The sequence below is a fragment of the Streptomyces sp. NPDC007264 genome (assembly GCF_042869095.1).
Lineage (GTDB): Bacteria > Actinomycetota > Actinomycetes > Streptomycetales > Streptomycetaceae > Streptomyces.
This window is the reverse complement of sequence record NZ_JBIAFD010000013.1, coordinates 109835-127667: the sequence shown is the minus strand read 5'-3', so window position 1 is coordinate 127667 and position 17833 is coordinate 109835. Positions and strand designations below refer to the sequence as shown.

At 71.8% G+C, this 17833-nt stretch carries 18 protein-coding genes; 14 read left to right on the top strand and 4 right to left on the bottom strand.

Annotated elements, in window-relative coordinates:
• Positions 1 to 129: 129 nt before the first annotated feature.
• On the bottom strand, positions 130 to 1449 hold the full coding sequence (locus tag ACFYMU_RS22865) for a D-arabinono-1,4-lactone oxidase (RefSeq protein ID WP_388376062.1): 1320 nt from the start codon (positions 1447 to 1449) through the stop codon (positions 130 to 132).
• Positions 1409 to 2647: an MFS transporter gene (locus ACFYMU_RS22860; RefSeq protein WP_388376059.1), complete on the bottom strand. Its 1239-nt coding sequence runs from the start codon at positions 2645 to 2647 to the stop codon at positions 1409 to 1411. Before ACFYMU_RS22860 ends, ACFYMU_RS22865 begins: the two co-directional genes overlap by 41 nt.
• Before the next feature lie 219 nt (positions 2648 to 2866).
• Here ACFYMU_RS22860 and ACFYMU_RS22855 point away from each other — a divergent pair, with 219 nt between their 5' ends.
• Positions 2867 to 3994: a ferrochelatase gene (locus tag ACFYMU_RS22855; protein ID WP_388376056.1), complete on the top strand. Its 1128-nt coding sequence runs from the start codon at positions 2867 to 2869 to the stop codon at positions 3992 to 3994.
• Positions 3995 to 4002: 8 nt separating this feature from the next.
• On the top strand, positions 4003 to 4839 hold the full coding sequence (locus tag ACFYMU_RS22850; RefSeq protein ID WP_388376053.1) for an inositol monophosphatase family protein: 837 nt from the start codon (positions 4003 to 4005) through the stop codon (positions 4837 to 4839).
• Between the two features lie 120 nt (positions 4840 to 4959).
• Here ACFYMU_RS22850 and ACFYMU_RS22845 read toward each other — a convergent pair whose 3' ends face one another.
• On the bottom strand, positions 4960 to 5133 hold the full coding sequence (locus tag ACFYMU_RS22845) for a hypothetical protein (protein ID WP_388376050.1): 174 nt from the start codon (positions 5131 to 5133) through the stop codon (positions 4960 to 4962).
• Positions 5134 to 5546: 413 nt separating this feature from the next.
• Here ACFYMU_RS22845 and ACFYMU_RS22840 point away from each other — a divergent pair, with 413 nt between their 5' ends.
• The 4 genes from ACFYMU_RS22840 (at position 5547) to ACFYMU_RS22825 (ending at position 9201) form a co-directional block, all read left to right on the top strand.
• Positions 5547 to 6200: a response regulator transcription factor gene (locus ACFYMU_RS22840; RefSeq protein ID WP_069778299.1), complete on the top strand. Its 654-nt coding sequence runs from the start codon at positions 5547 to 5549 to the stop codon at positions 6198 to 6200.
• Positions 6201 to 6205: 5 nt separating this feature from the next.
• Positions 6206 to 7435, top strand: coding sequence for a sensor histidine kinase (locus tag ACFYMU_RS22835; RefSeq protein ID WP_388376047.1), 1230 nt, complete (start codon positions 6206 to 6208; stop codon positions 7433 to 7435).
• Positions 7436 to 7829: 394 nt separating this feature from the next.
• Positions 7830 to 8126, top strand: coding sequence for a DUF4193 domain-containing protein (locus ACFYMU_RS22830; protein WP_003993510.1), 297 nt, complete (start codon positions 7830 to 7832; stop codon positions 8124 to 8126).
• 13 nt (positions 8127 to 8139) lie between these two features.
• Positions 8140 to 9201, top strand: coding sequence for a hypothetical protein (locus ACFYMU_RS22825; RefSeq protein ID WP_388376044.1), 1062 nt, complete (start codon positions 8140 to 8142; stop codon positions 9199 to 9201).
• A gap of 96 nt (positions 9202 to 9297) precedes the next feature.
• On the opposite strand, the gene ACFYMU_RS22820 is transcribed toward ACFYMU_RS22825, so the two are convergent.
• Complete coding sequence (locus ACFYMU_RS22820; protein WP_388376042.1) at positions 9298 to 9756, bottom strand: DUF3093 domain-containing protein; 459 nt, start codon at positions 9754 to 9756, stop codon at positions 9298 to 9300.
• A gap of 58 nt (positions 9757 to 9814) precedes the next feature.
• Here ACFYMU_RS22820 and ACFYMU_RS22815 point away from each other — a divergent pair, with 58 nt between their 5' ends.
• From ACFYMU_RS22815 to ACFYMU_RS22780, 8 genes are all read left to right on the top strand, one after another.
• Positions 9815 to 10399: a PaaI family thioesterase gene (locus tag ACFYMU_RS22815; protein WP_388376039.1), complete on the top strand. Its 585-nt coding sequence runs from the start codon at positions 9815 to 9817 to the stop codon at positions 10397 to 10399.
• A gap of 17 nt (positions 10400 to 10416) precedes the next feature.
• Positions 10417 to 10911, top strand: a complete 495-nt coding sequence (gene dut, locus ACFYMU_RS22810; RefSeq protein WP_388376242.1) for a dUTP diphosphatase — start codon at positions 10417 to 10419, stop codon at positions 10909 to 10911.
• Position 10912: 1 nt separating this feature from the next.
• On the top strand, positions 10913 to 11674 hold the full coding sequence (locus ACFYMU_RS22805) for a DUF3710 domain-containing protein (protein ID WP_388376036.1): 762 nt from the start codon (positions 10913 to 10915) through the stop codon (positions 11672 to 11674).
• 184 nt (positions 11675 to 11858) lie between these two features.
• Positions 11859 to 13070, top strand: coding sequence for an alginate lyase family protein (locus tag ACFYMU_RS22800; RefSeq protein WP_388376033.1), 1212 nt, complete (start codon positions 11859 to 11861; stop codon positions 13068 to 13070).
• 195 nt (positions 13071 to 13265) lie between these two features.
• Positions 13266 to 15857, top strand: a complete 2592-nt coding sequence (locus ACFYMU_RS22795; RefSeq protein WP_388376030.1) for an ATP-binding protein — start codon at positions 13266 to 13268, stop codon at positions 15855 to 15857.
• Entirely contained in the window at positions 15854 to 16537 is a 684-nt protein-coding gene (locus ACFYMU_RS22790) for a response regulator (protein ID WP_388376027.1), read from the top strand. The genes ACFYMU_RS22795 and ACFYMU_RS22790 overlap by 4 nt, the downstream gene beginning before the upstream one ends.
• Positions 16538 to 16656: 119 nt before the next feature.
• Positions 16657 to 17055: an OB-fold nucleic acid binding domain-containing protein gene (locus ACFYMU_RS22785; protein ID WP_388376024.1), complete on the top strand. Its 399-nt coding sequence runs from the start codon at positions 16657 to 16659 to the stop codon at positions 17053 to 17055.
• Between the two features lie 3 nt (positions 17056 to 17058).
• Positions 17059 to 17820, top strand: a complete 762-nt coding sequence (locus ACFYMU_RS22780; RefSeq protein WP_388376021.1) for a DUF3159 domain-containing protein — start codon at positions 17059 to 17061, stop codon at positions 17818 to 17820.
• The last annotated feature ends 13 nt before the right edge of the window (positions 17821 to 17833 follow it).

Sequence of the window (17833 nt, the reverse complement as noted above, 5' to 3'; positions counted from 1 at the left end):
GCGCCTGTTTCGTGCCCCCCAAACGTGGCGTTCCTCACCTGGTCGACAGAAACGGAACCAATCGCTTCGCCCGCCTCTCCCGCTTCCCGCCCGCGCGGTCCGGCGCCGGGGTGCTCCCCGTGACGTGGCCTAGGAACCCAGCACCCGGCGCAGGTAGGCGTTGCCGAAGCGGCGATCCGGGTCGAGGCGGTCCCGCAGGGCGGTGAACTCGCCGAAGCGCGGGTACACCTCGGCGAAGTACTCCGCGTCGCGCGTGTGCACCTTGCCCCAGTGCGGGCGCCCCGCGTGCGCTGTGAAGATCCGCTCGGCCGCGGTGAAGTACGCCTGATAGGGCGTACCGCGGAACATGTGCACGGCCACGTAGGCGCTGTCCCGGCCGCCGGCGGTGGAGAGCGTGATGTCGTCGGCGGGCGCGGTGCGCACCTCGACGGGGAAGCTCACCCGCAGATCCGACCGGTCGACCATGGCCTTCAGTTCGCGCAGCGTGTCCACCAGGGCCTCGCGCGGGACGGCGTACTCCATCTCCACGAAGCGCACCCGGCGTGGAGACGTGAAGACCTTGTAGGGAATGTCGGTGTAGGTGCGCGCGGACAGGGCGCGGCTGGAGATCTGGGCGATCGCCGGGATCGTGGCGGGGACGGCGCGGCCGACCCAGTTGACCACCTGGAAGACGCCGTTGGAGAGGAACTCGTCCTCGAACCAGCCGCTCAGCTGCCCGACCGGCCGCTCGGGGCCGGCGCTGCGGTTGTTGCGCTTGGTGTTCGTGCTGCCGGTGTGCGGGAACCAGTAGAACTCGAAGTGCTCGTTCTCCGAACAGAGTTCGTCGAACTCGGCCAGCACCTTCTCGAAGGGCATCGGCTCCTCACGGGCCGTGAGCAGGAAGATCGGCTCCACGGCGAAGGTGATGGCGGTGATGATGCCCAGGGCGCCGATGCCGATGCGGGCGGACGCGAAGACGTCCGGGTTCTCCCGCTCGGAGCAGGTGAGCACCGAGCCGTCGGCCGTCACCAGCTCGAGCCCCTTGATCTGGGCGGCTATCGAGGCCGAGTCGCGGCCGGTGCCGTGCGTGCCCGTACTGGTGGCGCCGGAGACGGTCTGCTCCATGATGTCGCCCATGTTCGTGAGCGACAGCCCCTCGCGCGCGAGGGCGGCGTTGAGCCTCTTGAGCGGGGTGCCCGCCTCGACGGTGACGGTGCCCGCCTCCCGGTCGATCCGGCGTATGCCGGTCAGCAGTTGAGGGCGTATCGACACCCCGTCGGTGGCGGCGGCGGCCGTGAAGGAGTGCCCCGTGCCGACGGCCTTCACCGTCAGGCCGTCCTCGGCCGCCTTGCGTACGGCCGCGGAGAGTTCCTCGACCGAGGCGGGGGTGACCTGCCGCACGGGCCGGGCGGTGACGTTCCCCGCCCAGTTACGCCACGTGCCGCTCTTCCCGCTCACTGTGGTGCTCATGGGACCCTCCCCGCTGCGGAACCGGCCTGCTCAGCCGGCGATACCCGAGAAAACCGACCGTGACCGCGACGGCCCCGGACGCCACCGGAACCCCGTACCCGGCGCCCGGCCCGGCCGCGTCGATCACCCGGCCGGCCACGAAGGAGCCGATCGCGACACCGACCGCGAGCCCGGTGGACACCCAGGTCATTCCCTCGGTCAGGTGTGCGCGTGGTACATGCCGTTCGACGAGGGCCATCGTGGTGATCATGGTGGGTGCGATGGACAGGCCCGCAACGAACAGCGCCACGGCCAGAAACAGCAGGCTTCCGACCAGTAGGAGGGGGATCATACTCACGGCCATGGCACATATGCCCAGCAGCCACCTGCGGTGCGGTGTCCCGGCGAAGCGCAGCAGCCCGAAGACGACGCCGGCGACGCAGGAACCCGCCGCGTACAGCGCCAGGACGACGCTGGCGGCCGCCTTGTGACCCTGCTCGTCGGCGAAGGCGACGGTCACCACGTCGACCGCGCCGAAGATGGTCCCGGTCGCCACGAACGTGGCCACCAGGACCCGGAGCCCGGGGGAGCGCAGCGCGCTGCCGGCGGTGTGCCGCTCGCGCGGGTGCGGCTCGGGCTCGGTGGCGCGCTGGGCGGTCAGCCACAGGACGCCGACGGCGAGGAAACCGGCGGCGAGGAGGGGCCCGGCCTCCGGGAACCAACTCGTGGACAGGCCGATGGAGATGATGGGGCCGAGGATGAAGCAGATCTCGTCCACCACCGACTCCAGGGAGTAGGCGGTGTGCAGGTGCGGGGTGCCCCGGTACAGCGCGGCCCAGCGGGCCCTGACCATGGCGCCGAGGCCGGGCACGGCGCCGATGCCCGCGGCGCAGCCGAACAGCAGCCAGTCCGGCCCGGCGAGGTGCGAGGCCAGCAGCAGCCCCGCGGCCGCGGTCAGCGCGCAGAGCGCAGCCGGGCGCAGCACCCGCCGCTGCCCGTACCGGTCCACCAGCCGTGAGACCTGCGGGCCGGCCACGGCGGCGGACAGCGCGAGAGTGGCCGAGAGGGCGCCCGCGAGCCCGTAGCGCCCGGTGCGCTGCGAGATCATCGTCACCACGCCGATGCCCATCATCGACAGCGGCATCCGGCCGAGGAGACCGGCGGCGGAGAAGCCCTTGGAGCCGGGGGCGGCGAACAGGGCGCGGTAGGGGCTGGGCACGGATTCTCCGAGGGACGCGGTAAGGCGCGAAGCATGGCATGTGCCTTACGGGTGGGGCGAGCCCAACGTATGCCCGGCGTCGTGTTCGCGCCAGTGTTCGAACGGGTCGGGCTCCGCCGGTACCCGACCGCCCTCCTGCCGGGCCGCCGCCCGGTGAACTCCCGGCGGCACGGGCGGGCGGCGGGAGCGCGGTCGGCGGCGGGTGGCAGGATCGGAGACATGCCCGACGCACTCGACGCCAGCCCGTACGACGCCCTGCTGCTCCTCTCGTTCGGAGGCCCGGAGGGCCCGGACGACGTGGTCCCGTTCCTGGAGAACGTGACACGGGGCCGGGGCATCCCCAAGGAGCGCCTGAAGGAGGTGGGGCGGCACTACTTCCTCTTCGGCGGGGTCAGCCCCATCAACGGCCTGAACCGCGCCCTCCTCGACGCCCTCCGCAAGGACTTCGCCGGCCACGGCCTCGATCTGCCGGTCTACTGGGGCAACCGCAACTGGGCGCCCTACGTGACCGACACCCTGCGCGAGATCGTCGCCGACGGCCACCGACGTGTCCTGGTCCTCGCCACCAGCGCGTACGCCTCGTACTCCGGCTGCCGCCAGTACCGCGAGGACCTCGCGGCGGCCCTGGCCGCCCTGGAGACCGAGGGACTCCCGCTGCCGCGCATCGACAAGCTGCGGCACTACTTCAACCACCCCGGCTTCGTGGAGCCCATGACCGAGGGCGTGCTGAACTCCCTCGCCGACCTCCCCGAGGACGTCCGGGCCGGCGCGCACATCGCCTTCACCACCCACTCCATCCCGCACTCCGCGGCGGACACCTCCGGCCCGGTCGAGGGGCACGGGGACGGCGGGGCGTACCTGCGGCAGCACCTGGACGTGGCGCGGCTCATCGCCGACGCCGTGCGGGAGCGGACCGGAGTCGACCACCCCTGGCGGCTCGTCTACCAGTCGCGCTCGGGTGCGCCGCACATCCCCTGGCTGGAACCGGACATCTGCGACCACCTGGAGGAGCTGCACGGCGCCGGGGTCCCGGCGGTGGTGATGGCACCCATCGGGTTCGTCTCGGACCACATGGAGGTGCTGTACGACCTGGACACGGAGGCGACGGCGAAGGCCGGAGAGCTGGGGCTGCCGGTGCGCCGCTCCGCCACCGCGGGCGCCGACCCCCGGTTCGCCGCCGCGATCCGTGACCTGATCGTCGAGCGCGCCGCGACCGAGCGCGGGCAGCAGGCGACCCCGTGCGCCCTGGGCACACTGGGCCCGAGCCATCACGTCTGCCCGGTGGGCTGCTGCCCCGCCCGCGCCCCCAAGCCCGCCGCCGCGGGCGCCGACAGCCCGTACGCGTGAGGAGCACCGTGACCGAGCAGACCGAGCAGCCCGAGCCGTCCGAGCCGTCCGACGGGCTGGAGGCCGAACTCCTGGAGATCGCGCTGGACGCCGCCACCCGCGCGGGAGCCTTCCTGCGCGACGGGCGTCCCGCGGACCTGGGGGTGGCCGCCACCAAGTCCAGCGCCATCGACGTCGTCACCGAGATGGACATCGCCGCCGAGAAGCTGATCACCGGGCTGCTCGCGGACCGCAGGCCGGAGGACGGCCTGCTCGGCGAGGAGGGGGCCAGCGTCGAGGGCAGCAGCGGCGTCCAGTGGGTGATCGACCCGATCGACGGCACCGTGAACTACCTGTACGGCCTGCCCAGCTGGGCGATCTCCATCGCGGCCCGCAAGGACGGGGAGACGCTCGTCGGAGTGGTCCACGCGCCCGCGCGCGGGGAGGTCTTCCGTGCCGTCCGCGGGCAGGGCGCGTTCCTGAACGACCGCCCCGCGCACGTGCGCCCGGCCCCCGATCTGGCCCTCGCCCTGGTGGGCACCGGCTTCGGCTATCTCGCCGAGCGCAAGGCACACCAGGCCGAGGTGGTCCGGTGGCTGATCCCCGAGGTGCGGGACATCCGCCGGGGCGGCTCCGCCGCGATCGACCTCTGCGACGTGGCGGCGGGTCGCCTGGACGCGTACTACGAGCGGGGCCTGAACCCCTGGGACTACGCGGCCGGCGACCTCATCGCCCGCGAGGCGGGCGCCCTGACCGGTGGGCGCCCCGGGGACCCGCTCTCACCGGCCCTGGCCGTGGCGGCCCCGCCGGGCCTCTTCGAACAGCTCCAGCGCAGGCTGGACGAACTGGAGGCGTGGCGCGACTGAGCCGGCCGGCGCCGCCTCGCCCCGGTGTGCGGGATGCGGGCGGCGGCCGCCGCGATGTGCGGCGGGGCACGAAGCGGGGCCCCGGCCTGGATCTGCCGGGGCCCCGTTCTGGCGAGCGGATCAGACGCGGATCGCGCCGACCTGCACACCGTGCTCGGCGGCGAGACGGTGCAGGTCGTCGAGTTCGGACTGCTCGACGTCCGCGAGGAAGTCGTCGCCCGTCTCGCGAGCCCGCGTCAGGTCGGACTCGGTCGCCCTTATGCGCTGCAGAAGTCCTGCGGTGAATGCGTCCATGCTGCGCCCCCTCGTCCTGGGTCGTGGGTCGATGGCACGGGGGTGTGCCCTGGAAGGGACGATCACGTCTCCACTGGGTGCCCAGCGCTGCCCCGGCCGGGCGGCGACGGTGCCGGACACCCACGCCCGCCTGGTTGGAAGCGATGAGCGGCCGACCACATGGTGGTGTGCCGGATGCAGAGCGTGATCGCGGGGTGTAAAGCCGTCCTCCCCCCTGTTCCTTCCGTGGAAACCTCAACACCACGAGAAAATTTCGCATTCCTGCGTCCCCGGACCGCCCGCACCCGGTCCCCGCACCTGTCTTACAGCCGGTTTATGGCCGAAAAGGGCAGGATGGAGGTCTCATCCACGACAGACCTGCCCGCGGGCTGCCCGTACCGGGCCGCGCGGGTGGACACAGGAAGGACAGCGACGTGCGCGTACTCGTCGTCGAGGACGAGCAACTGCTCGCCGATGCGGTGGCCACCGGACTGCGCCGGGAGGCCATGGCCGTCGACGTCGTGTACGACGGTGCGGCCGCCCTGGAGCGCATCGGCGTCAACGACTACGACGTGGTCGTCCTCGACCGCGACCTCCCGCTCGTGCACGGCGACGACGTGTGCCGCAAGATCGTCGAGCTGGGCATGCCCACCCGCGTGCTGATGCTCACCGCGTCCGGGGACGTCAGCGACCGGGTCGAGGGCCTGGAGATCGGCGCCGACGACTATCTCCCGAAGCCGTTCGCGTTCAGCGAGCTCATCGCGCGCGTGCGCGCCCTCGGCCGGCGCACCAGCGTGCCGCTGCCGCCCGTCCTGGAGCGCGCCGGGATCAAGCTCGATCCCAACCGCCGCGAGGTCTTCCGCGACGGCAGGGAGATCCAGCTCGCCCCCAAGGAGTTCGCGGTCCTGGAGGTCCTCATGCGCAGCGAGGGCGCCGTGGTCTCCGCCGAGCAGCTCCTGGAGAAGGCCTGGGACGAGAACACCGACCCCTTCACCAACGTGGTCCGCGTGACCGTCATGACCCTGCGCCGCAAGCTCGGCGAGCCCCCCGTCATCGTCACCGTGCCCGGCTCCGGATACCGGATCTGATACCCGTGGCCTCGACCCCCGCACCGCCCACGGCGCCGCCCAAGCCCACGTGGGACCCCAGGAGGCAGGAGCCGTTCCCCTGGCTGCGTCCGACCATCCGGATAAGGCTCACGCTGCTGTACGGCGGCATGTTCCTGATCGCCGGCATCCTGCTGCTGTCGATCATCTACCTCTTCGCGGCGCACGCGCTCAACGTGGGCAGTGACCTGCCGTTCAAGATCGTCTCGGGCCAGGTCGTCAGCGACACCTGCAACTTCCCGTCCCAGACGACGGCCGGCGAGCTCAACGACGCCATGAACGCCTGCGTCAACGAGCAGCGCCAGCACGCCTTGGACAACCTGCTCAGCCGGTCGCTGCTGGCCCTGCTCGGCCTCGCCGTGATCGCCTTCGCGTTCGGGTACGCGATGGCGGGCCGCGTGCTGTCGCCGCTGGGCCGGATCACCCGCACCGCGCGCGCGGTGGCCGGTTCGGACCTCTCCCGCCGTATCGAGCTGGACGGGCCGGACGACGAGCTGAAGGAGCTGGCGGACACCTTCGACGACATGCTGGAGCGGCTGCAGCGGGCCTTCACGGCTCAGCAGCGGTTCGTCGGCAACGCCTCGCACGAGCTGCGCACGCCGCTCGCGATCAACCGCACGCTTCTCGAGGTGCATCTGTCCGACCCCGCGGCGTCCCCCGAGCTGCAGCAGCTCGGCAAGACGCTGCTGGCCACCAACGAGCGCAGCGAGCAGCTCGTGGAGGGGCTGCTGCTGCTGGCCCGCAGCGACAACCAGATCGTCGAGCGCAAGCCCGTCGACCTGGCGGAGGTCGCCGCCCAGGCCATCGACCAGGTCCACGCCGAGGCGCAGGCCAAGGGCGTCGAGGTGCGCGGGGAGCGTACTCCGGCGGTGGTCCAGGGCAACGGCGTGCTGCTGGAGCGGATCGCCCTGAACCTCGTCCAGAACGCGGTGCGCTACAACGTCCCGGAAGGCGGCTGGGTGGAGGTCACCACCGAGGTCCAGCACGGCCAGGCGGTCCTCGTGGTGTCCAACACCGGTCCCGTCGTCCCCGCGTACGAGATCGACAACCTCTTCGAGCCCTTCACACGGCTGCGTACCGAGCGAACCGGCAGCGACAAGGGGGTGGGCCTCGGCCTGTCCATCGCGAGGTCCGTGGCGCGCGCTCACGGTGGTCACATCACCGCGCAACCACGAGAAGGAGGCGGGCTGACCATGCGCGTCACGCTTCCTCTCTGAGATCCTGCCGCCGATCCGGGCTGGTGTTCGCTTCACGCGGAATTTTCAGCTCGGCCCAGCGGTGGGATCCTGTGTGATCGATCACACGGGCGCCTTTCCGGCCATCTACTCTCCGTGACGCTTTCTGCCCGTGTTGGCCCGGGAAAATCCATGTTTTCCAGGGGTCTGATCACGGGAAGTACACGGTGAGATGCCTTTGAAGTGTGGCACGGGGACCGTGTACGGTCCGGTTCGCCATCCAACCCGATCACTCTTGAGGAGTCCGGTTGGGTGTCGATTGAGTAACAGACCTTGATGTGAGGCAAAATCTCCGCCTCGAGGCGGGCACAAGTCCGCCCTCTCACGCGTTACGTGCGCTGGAGACATACGCAGACACCCAGAGGGGGAGAGCGAAATGGCAACGGATTACGACACCCCACGCAAGACCGACGACGACGTCGACTCCGACAGCCTTGAAGAGCTGAAGGCCAGGCGGAACGACAAGTCCGCCTCCGCCGTGGACGTGGACGAGTTCGAGGCCGCGGAGGGCTTGGAGCTCCCGGGCGCCGACCTCTCGAACGAGGAGCTGGCCGTCCGTGTGCTGCCGAAGCAGCAGGACGAGTTCACCTGCATGAGCTGCTTCCTGGTGCACCACCGCAGTCAGCTGGCCCGCGAGAAGAACGGCCAGCCGATCTGCCGCGACTGCGACTGAGGCGGGGTCGGCCGTGACCGGCTCGACCCCTCCTCGGAAGCGCCGCTTCCCACGTCGGGGAGCGGACTCGGGGCCGGCTTCCGGCTCCCACGGCGTGCGTGACGACGAGCGAGGCTCTTCCGGCAGGGGAACAGCCTCGCTCGAACCGCTCCGACCGGCAGACGCCCCCACGGCACCTGGGGGGCCCGTGGTGCCGAGCGATGCCCCGGCACCCCCGCCACGACGCCGTGCGGCCGCCGTCCGGGACGGAATCAGGGAAGGCGTCCGCAAGGGCGGCAGCCGGGCCAGGGAGGGCCTGGCGTATCTCACCGACCGGATCATCGAGACGGCCCCCCGGATACCCGTACGGGACCTCAGGACGCTCCGCGGGCAGTTCCCCGGGCTGGGGCCCGAGGAGCTCGCCGACAAGCTCGTCGCCGGCGCCGCGGGGGCGACGGCCGCGGTCGGAGCCGGGGTCGGGGCGGCGGCGATGCTGCCCGTGCCGCCGGCCATGCCGACCGAACTGGCCGCGGAGATCACCGGCGTCGCGGCGATCGAACTGAAGCTGATAGCCGAACTGCACGAGGTCTACGGGGCGCGGCCGCCCGGCGGCCTCGCCCAGCGCAGCGTGGCCTATCTGAGGTCCTGGGCGGGGGAGCGCGGAATCGACGTGACCAAGCCGTCGACGCTCGACGCGGCCCTGGGCGGGCAGATGCGCCGCGAACTGCGGCAGCAGATCACGAAGCGCATGGTGCGGGATCTGCCGAACCTGATGCCGTTCATGGTGGGGGCGGCCGTCGGGGCGGTCATGAACCGGCGGGACACCAAACGGGTCGCCGAGCGGATCCGCAGGGATCTGCGCAGAACGCAGGTCCCGTGGGAGGCGCTGTCCGGGCTACCGCCGCTGGAGCCGCCGGCCCGCGCCCCGGAACTCGAAGAACTCGAAGAACTCGAAGAACACACACGCTCCGAGGAAGGCGCACGCTCCGAGGAGCGCGCACGCGCCGAAGAACGCGTAGACCATGAGAAAAGCGCAGGCCACGAGGGGAGCGGGGCCCCCGAAGGACGCGGCGACGTCGGCGGATCCGATCACTGACCGGTCTTCCGGTCTCCTGGTCTTCCGGTCTCCTGGTCTTCCGGTGTCCTCTCGCGGCCGTCCGTGACGCCGCCCGCGCCGGGGACGAGCCGGTCGCTACGCCGCCCGTGCCGCCTCGATCGCCGCCGCCAGCCGCTCGGGCTCCCTGGTCGACAGGTACAGGTACGGCGTCGGGTCGGCCGGGTCCGTGACCTCCACCTTGAGCGCCTTGGGGAGGTAGGCGCGCAGCAGCATGAACGCGCGCGTGTCCGCCTTGTAGGTGCGCCAGGCGCGGGCCTCCTCCTGGTCCAGGACCTCCGCGTCACCGAGCGCCGACACCGGGATCCTGGCCTCGCCCGCGATCAGCGAGTCGCCCACCACGCGGATGCGGACCGACCCGTACGAGCTGGCCACGACCGCCGACACCGCCGTGCCGCCGACCAGGCCGCCGAGCAGCGGCAGCGTGCCGAAGGGCAGCAGGACAAGGCCGACGGCCGCACCGACCAGGAGGCACATCAGCCACCAGGAACGGGGCGCGGTGAGGCGTTCTTCGTACGGCGTCGCGGAGAGCTGCATGGACCCAAGCTTGGCACGGTGTCGGCGCCCCGCTCACGCGCGGGTAAGGTCTGCGGCTGTGAGTGGTAATTCCGCAGCTCTGATGCCCCCCGCCGATGCCGTGGCGCCGATACGGCACCCTGACGCTCCCGCCCCGGGCGAACTGCTCGGCGAGCACTACCGGCAGTGTTTCGGCTGCGGGGGAGAGCAGCCCCACGGGCTGCACCTGGCGGCGCGCGCGGGTGAGGGGGTGTCCCTCACCGCCGAGTTCACCGTCCAGTCCGCCCACCAGGGCGCGCCCGGCCTCGCCCACGGCGGGCTCCTCGCGACCGCCCTCGACGAGACCCTCGGGTCCTTGAACTGGCTGCTGCGCACCATCGCGGTGACCGGGCGGCTGGAGACCGACTTCGTGCGGCCCGTGCCCGTCGACACCGTCCTGCACCTGGAGGCCGAGGTGACGGCGGTGTCCGGACGGAAGATCTACTCGCGGGCGACCGGTCGGATAGGCGGTCCCGAGGGACCCGTCGCCGTGCGGGCGCAGGCCCTCTTCATCGAGGTGAAGGTCGACCACTTCATCGACCACGGCCGCCCGCAGGAGATCGAGGCCGTCATGGACGACCCGGACCAGGTGCGGCGTGCCCGCGCCTTCGAGGTGAACCCGTGAGCCGTGGGGCCGTGCAGGTGCTGATCCGGCGCGTCGACCCCGACGTACCGCTTCCGGCGTATGCGCACCCCGGCGACGCGGGGGCCGATCTGCGCACCACCGAGAGCTGCGAGCTGCGGCCGGGGGAGCGGGCCGTGCTGCCCACCGGCGTGTCTGTCGCGCTGCCCGAGGGGTACGCGGCCTTCGTGCACCCGCGGTCGGGTCTCGCCGCCCGCTGCGGTGTCGGCCTTGTGAATGCCCCGGGGACGGTTGATGCCGGGTACCGTGGGGAGATCAAGGTGATCGTGGTGAATCTCGACCCGCGCGAGTCCGTGCGGTTCGAGCGCTTCGACCGGATTGCCCAACTGGTCGTCCAGCAGGTCGAGAGGGTCCGCTTCCAGGAGGTCGCGGAGCTTCCCGATTCGGCGCGGGCCGAGGGGGGCTTCGGGTCCACCGGCGGTCATGCCGCCGTGGGCGGCGCAGCGGGCGGGAATCGATACGCTTCGGTCGTATCCGACCGGGAAGGACAGTGACGTGTTCGGACGTCGCAAGAAGAAGGGTGCCGCCGAGGACGCGGCCGGCGAGGCCGAGCAGGTCGTCGACGGTGTCGACACTGAGGCGGAGGAAGAGGTCGAGCGGGAGCGCGTGAGGCTCGAACCGGAGCCCAGGCCCGACGGCCCCTGGGACAGCTCCGAGATCCGCGAGCCCGGCGAGGGCCGGGTGGACCTCGGCGGGCTGTTCGTGCCCGGAGTGGACGGGATGGAGCTGCGGGTCGAGGTCGCGGGCGACGCGATCGTGGCGGCGACCGTCGTCCTGCGCGACAGCGCCGTCCAGCTTCAGGCGTTCGCCGCACCCAAGCGCGAGGGCATCTGGGGCGAGGTGCGCGAGGAGATCGCCTCCGGCATCACCCAGCAGGGCGGCATCGTCGACGAGGTGGAGGGCCCGCTGGGCTGGGAGCTGCGCGCCCAGGTGCCGGTGCAACTGCCGGACGGCACGGGCGGTTTCCAGGTCGTGCGGTTCGTCGGTGTGGACGGTCCGCGCTGGTTCCTGCGGGGTGTGATCTCCGGCCAGGGCGCCGTGCAGCCGCAGGCCGCGGGGCTGCTGGAGCAGATCTTCCGGGACACGGTCGTGGTGCGCGGCGAGGGTCCGATGGCCCCGCGCGACCCGATCGTCCTGAAGCTGCCGAACGACGCCCAGATGGTGCCGGAGGGCATGCAGCAGGACGAGGGCGCCTCCCGGTTCTCCGGCGGCATGGGCCAGTTGCAGCGAGGACCCGAGATCACCGAGGTCCGCTGACCACCGAGGTCCGCTGACCGCCGTCACGGGCAGCACGATCAGGCAGGCCGCACCCCTGGGCAGGGGGGTGCGGCCTTTTTGTGTCGGGGCCCTTGACCCGGCTTTGGTCTGTACCTATCTTCTCCGGCCATCGAGCGTTCAAAAGAGCGCCCATCGTTCACATACGAGAACGGATGGCTGCCGTATGCCTGCTGCTCCCCCACGTCATCGCCGCGGGTCGCCCGCCGTACTGTTCCTGACGCTGGTCATCGCGCTGACCGGCGGTCTGCTGCTCCAGCCGGCGGCCCGGCGCGCCGAGGCGGCACCCGCCGCCTTCGTCCACCCCGGAGTCACCGTCTCCAGGGCCCAGCTCGACTTCACGCGCGGCAGGGTCGAGGCCGGCGCCCAGCCCTGGAAGGGCGCCTTCGACCAGATGACGGCCAGTGCCTACGCCGACCTCAACCGCACCCCGAAGCCCCGCGCCACCGTCGAGTGCGGCTCCTACTCCGACCCGAACCACGGCTGCACCGACGAACGCGAGGACGCGATCGCCGCGTACACCGACGCCCTCGTCTGGTACCTCACCCGTGACGAGCGGTACGCGAAGAAGTCCATCGAGCTCATGGACGCCTGGTCGGCCGTCCTCGAGGAGCACACCGGCAGCAACGCGCCCCTGCAGACCGGCTGGGCGGGTTCCTCCTGGCCCAGGGCCGCCGAGATCATCGAGTACGCCTACGCCGGCGCCTGGGCGAACGCGGACCGCTTCGCCGCCATGCTCCGCGACGTCTACCTGCCGGAGGTGATCGGGGGCTCCCACTCCAACGGCAACTGGGAGCTGTCGATGACGGAGGCCGCCGTCGGCATCTCCGTCTTCCTCGAGGACAGGGCGTCGTACGACACGGCGATGGCGAGGTTCCGGACGCGGACGGCGGCGTACGTCTACCTCGCCTCCGACGGCGATCTGCCCAGGACGGTCCCGGGGCAGAACCTCGACACCAGGGACAAGATCGTCAAGTACTGGCAGGGGCAGTCCACCTTCGTCACCGGCCTCACCCAGGAGACCTGCCGCGACCTCACCCACACCGGCTACGGCATCTCGGCCGTCTCGCACATCGCCGAGACCAGCCGGATCCAGGGCCAGGACCTGTACGGAACCGACGTCGGCGAGCGGCTGCGGCAGGCGCTCGGCTTCCAGTCGAAGTACCAGCTGGGCGCGGCCGTACCGAGCTGGCTGTGCGGAGGCTCCCTCACCCTCGGCCTCGGTCCGGTCACCGAGGTCGGCTACAACGCGCTGCACAACCGTCTGGGCATCGCGATGACCAACACCCAGACGCTGACCGAGCGGAACCGCCCGGCCGGCAGCAACAACCTCTTCGTCGCCTGGGAGACACTCACCCACGGGGACAACCCCGGCTGACCGCTGCACGGCGCCCGCACGCCCTCGCCGCCGCCGCGCCCTCCCGGGAGCGGCGGCCCCCCGGGAGCGGCGGCCCCCCGGGCATCAGGGTTTCGTCAAGGGCACCCCTCCTCACGCCCCGCGCCCCGCCCGCCGTGATGATGGACCCTAAGGTCGACACGGCGTGCACAGCCGTGACGGGAAGACGATGAGGCCATGGGACGCGGCAAGCTCCGGATCTACCTCGGCGCGGCACCGGGCGTGGGCAAGACCTACGCCATGCTGGCCGAGGCCCACCGCCGTGTCGAACGGGGCACCGACTGCGTGGTGGCCGTCGTGGAACACCACGACAGGCCCCGCACCGAGGTGATGCTGCGCGGCCTGGAGCAGATACCGCGCAGGGCACTGGAGCACCGCGGAAGCCGCTTCACGGAGATGGACGTGGAGGCGGTCCTGCGCCGTGCCCCCGCGGTGGCCCTCGTCGACGAACTCGCCCACACCAACGTCCCCGGCTCCCGCAACCCCAAGCGCTGGCAGGACGTCGAGGAACTGCTGGCGGCCGGGATCGACGTGGTCTCGACCGTCAACATCCAGCACCTGGAGTCCCTCGGTGACGTCGTCGAGTCGATAACGGGCGTACGGCAGCGCGAGACGCTGCCCGACGAGGTGGTGCGCCGGGCGGACCAGATCGAACTGGTCGACATGTCGCCCCCGGCGCTGCGCCGGCGCATGGCGCACGGCAACATCTACGCGCCCGACAAGGTCGACGCGGCCCTGTCCAACTACTTCCGGCCCGGGAATCTCACCGCCCTGCGCGAGCTCGCCCTGCTCTGGGTGGCCGACCGCGTCGACGAGTACCTGACCGCGTACCGCAGCCGGCACCGGGTGTCGGCCATCTGGGGCTCACGCGAGCGGATCGTCGTCGGTCTCACCGGCGGCCCCGAGGGCCGCACCCTGATCCGCCGGGCCGTGCGGCTGGCGGAGAAGGGCGCCGGGGGCGAGGTCCTGGCCGTGCACATCGCCCGCAGCGACGGGCTGACCCCGGGCTCGCCCAAGGAGCCGGCCGTCCAGCGCACCCTGGTCGAGGCCCTGGGCGGCACCTTCCACCATGTGGTGGGCGACGACATCCCCACGGCGCTCCTCGACTTCGCGCGCGGGGCCAACGCCACCCAGATCGTCCTCGGCTCCTCGCGCCGCAGGGCATGGCAGTACGTCTTCGGGCCCGGCGTCGGCGCCACGGTGGCCCGGGAGTCCGGCCCCGACCTCGACGTGCACATCGTCACCCACGAGGAGGCCGCCAAGGGGCGCGGTCTGCCGGTGGCCCGGGGCGCCCGGCTCGGCCGGTCGCGTATCGTCGCCGGCTGGCTGGTCGGCGTGGCCGGCCCCGCGCTCCTCACCCTCCTGCTCACCAGCACCAGCACCAGCACCAGCACCGGCAGCGGCAGCGGCACCGGCTCCGGCGCAGGCTCCGCCCTCGCCAACGACATGCTGGCGTTCCTGGCGCTGACGGTGGCGGCGGCCCTGCTCGGGGGGCTGCTGCCGGCACTCGCCTCGGCCGCGGCGGGCTCCCTGCTGCTCAACTGGTTCTTCACCCCGCCCGTCCACACCCTGACGATCGCGGACCCGCAGAACATCGTCGCCATGGCAATCTTCGTCGCCGTCGCCGTGTCGGTGGCCTCCGTGGTGGACCTGGCCGCTCGGCGCACCCACCAGGCGTCCCGGCTGCGCGCGGAGTCGGAGATCCTCTCCTTCCTGGCGGGCAGCGTGCTGCGCGGCGAGAGCAGCCTGGAGGCGCTCCTGGAACGGGTGCGCGAGACCTTCGGCATGGAGAGCGCGGCGCTGCTGGAGCGCAGCAGCGACGTCGACCCGTGGACCTGCGCGGGCAGGGTGGGCCCGGGCGCGCCGGTCGCGCGGCCGGAGGACGCGGACGTGGACGTGCCGGTCGGCGACCACATGGCGCTGGCCCTGTCCGGACGCGTCCTGCCCGCCTCCGACCGCCGGGTCCTGGCCGCGTTCGGCGCGCAGGCCGCGGGGGTCCTGGACCGCCGGCGCCTCCAGCAGGAGGCCGAGCAGGCTCGCGCGTTCGCCGAGGGCGACCGTATCCGCACCGCGCTGCTGGCCGCCGTCAGCCATGATCTGCGGACGCCGCTGGCGGGCATCAAGGCGGCGGTCTCCTCGCTGCGCTCGGACGACGTCGAGTGGTCGCAGGAGGATCGCGCGGAACTGCTGGCGGCGATCGAGGAGGGCGCCGACCGTCTGGACCATCTGGTGGGCAACCTGCTGGACATGTCCCGGCTCCAGACCGGCACCGTCACCCCGCTGATCCGGGAGATCGACCTGGACGAGGTGGTGCCGATGGCGCTCGGCGGGGTGCCCGAGGGCAGCGCGGAGCTGGACGTCCCCGAGACCCTGCCGATGGTGGCCGTGGACGCCGGCCTCCTGGAGCGCGTGGTCGCCAACCTCGTCGAGAACGCGGTCAAGTACAGCCCTCGGGCAGCGCCCGTCCTGGTCGCCGCGAGCGCCCTCGCCGACCGTGTGGAGGTCCGCGTCGTCGACCGCGGCCCGGGCGTCCCGGACAACGCCAAGGACCGCATCTTCGAGCCCTTCCAGCGCCACGGCGACGCGCCGCGCGGTGCCGGCGTCGGCCTCGGTCTCGCGGTCGCCCGCGGCTTCGCCGAGGCCATGGGCGGCAGCCTCGACGCCGAGGACACCCCCGGCGGCGGGCTCACGATGGTCCTCACCCTCCGGGCCGCGGAGAGCCCGCGCGGGCCCGTACCACTCGCCGAACCGGAAAGGCAGACGACATGACCCGGGTGCTCGTGGTCGACGACGAGCCGCAGATCGTACGCGCCCTCGTGATCAACCTGAAGGCGCGCGCGTACGAGGTCGACGCGGCCGCCGACGGCACGACCGCGCTCAAGCTCGCCGCAGCGCGCCATCCCGACGTCGTCGTGCTCGACCTCGGTCTGCCCGACATGGACGGCGTCGAGGTGATCAAGGGGCTGCGCGGCTGGACCCGGGTGCCGATCCTGGTGCTGTCCGCCCGGCACTCCTCGGACGAGAAGGTGGAGGCGCTGGACGCGGGCGCCGACGACTACGTCACCAAGCCGTTCGGCATGGACGAGCTGCTGGCCCGGCTGCGTGCCGCGGTCCGCCGGGCCGAGCCGACCGGGGGCGGCGAGGAGGACGTGATCGTGGAGACGGAGTCCTTCACCGTCGATCTGGCCGCGAAGAAGGTCGACCGGGGCGGTAAGGACGTACGCCTCACGCCCACGGAGTGGCATCTGCTGGAGGTGCTCGTGCGCAACGCGGGCCGCCTGGTCGGCCAGAGGCAGCTGCTGCAGGAGGTGTGGGGGCCGTCGTACGGGACGGAGACGAACTACCTGCGGGTGTACATGGCCCAGCTGCGGCGGAAGCTGGAGGCGGACCCGTCGCATCCCGAGCACTTCATCACGGAGCCGGGGATGGGGTACCGGTTCGAGCGGTGAGGGGTTCGAGCGGTGGGCGGACCGGGCGGCGTGCGGCGGGGCCGGGAGGGCGGTGACGCGGGGTTGGGCGGGCGGTGACGCGGGTACGTCGGTGTGAGCGTGCCCGGTACGCTTTCGGTATGAGCGCTGTTCCTCGTTCCGAAAAGCCGGTGGGCCGTTTCCGGCGCATGCTGGACCGGCTTTCCTCGTCGCGCGAGGACCTGGAGTCCGAGGAACTGCGGGAGGACACGGAGACCGCGGGCTGTACGCGCATCGGCGACTGCCACGACCGGCAGATCGTCACGGTTACTGGTACCTTGCGCACGGTCACGCTGCGTCCGCGAGCCGGTGTCCCGGCCCTGGAGGCCGAACTGTTCGACGGTTCGGCCGCGCTGGACGTGGTGTGGCTCGGCAGGCGCTCCATCGTCGGGATAGAGCCGGGGCGCAAGCTGATCGCCTCCGGCCGGATCTCGATGATCCGGGGCCGCAGAGTGCTGTTCAACCCGAAGTACGAACTCAGACCGCTCGGACGGGAGTAGCCGGTGACGTCACTCGAGAAGCCGACCGAAGACGCCCAGCACGACTCGCGGGCGGTGACCGAGGCCGCGCTGTTCGAGGCGTTCGGCGGTGTCCGGGGCATGGTGGAGACGGTGGTGCCCGGCCTCCTCTTCGTCACCATCTTCACCGTCAACAAGAACCTGCACTGGTCGGCGATCGCCGCGCTCGTGGTGTCGCTGCTGCTGGTGGTGGTCCGCCTCGTGATGCGCGACACCGTCAAGCACGCCTTCAGCGGTGTGTTCGGCGTCGCGTTCGGCGTGGTCTTCGCGATGATGACCGGCAACGCCAAGGACTTCTACCTGCCGGGCATGCTCTACACACTGGGCCTGGCCCTGGCCTACATCGTCACCACGATCGCCGGAGTCCCGCTGATCGGCCTGATCCTCGGCCCGGTCTTCAAGGAGAATCTCTCCTGGCGCACCCGCAATCCCGGCCGGAAGAAGGCGTACGCGAAGGCGAGCTGGGCCTGGGGCCTGATCCTGCTCGCCAAGTGCGCGGTCCTGTTCCCCCTGTACTGGTGGGCCGACACCGCCCAGCTCGGCTGGGTCCTGGTGGCGCTGAAGATCCCGCCGTTCCTGCTCGCCGTCTGGCTCACCTGGGTGTTCCTCGCGAAGGCGCCCGCGCCGATCGACGTGTTCGCCGAGATGGAGGCCGAGGAACGCGCCGAGGAGGAGGCCCGGAAGGCGCGGCAGGCCGACGACGAGGGGCTCGAGGCCCCCGCGGGGCGGCACCGCAGGGAGTCGTAGGCCCGAAGGCGCG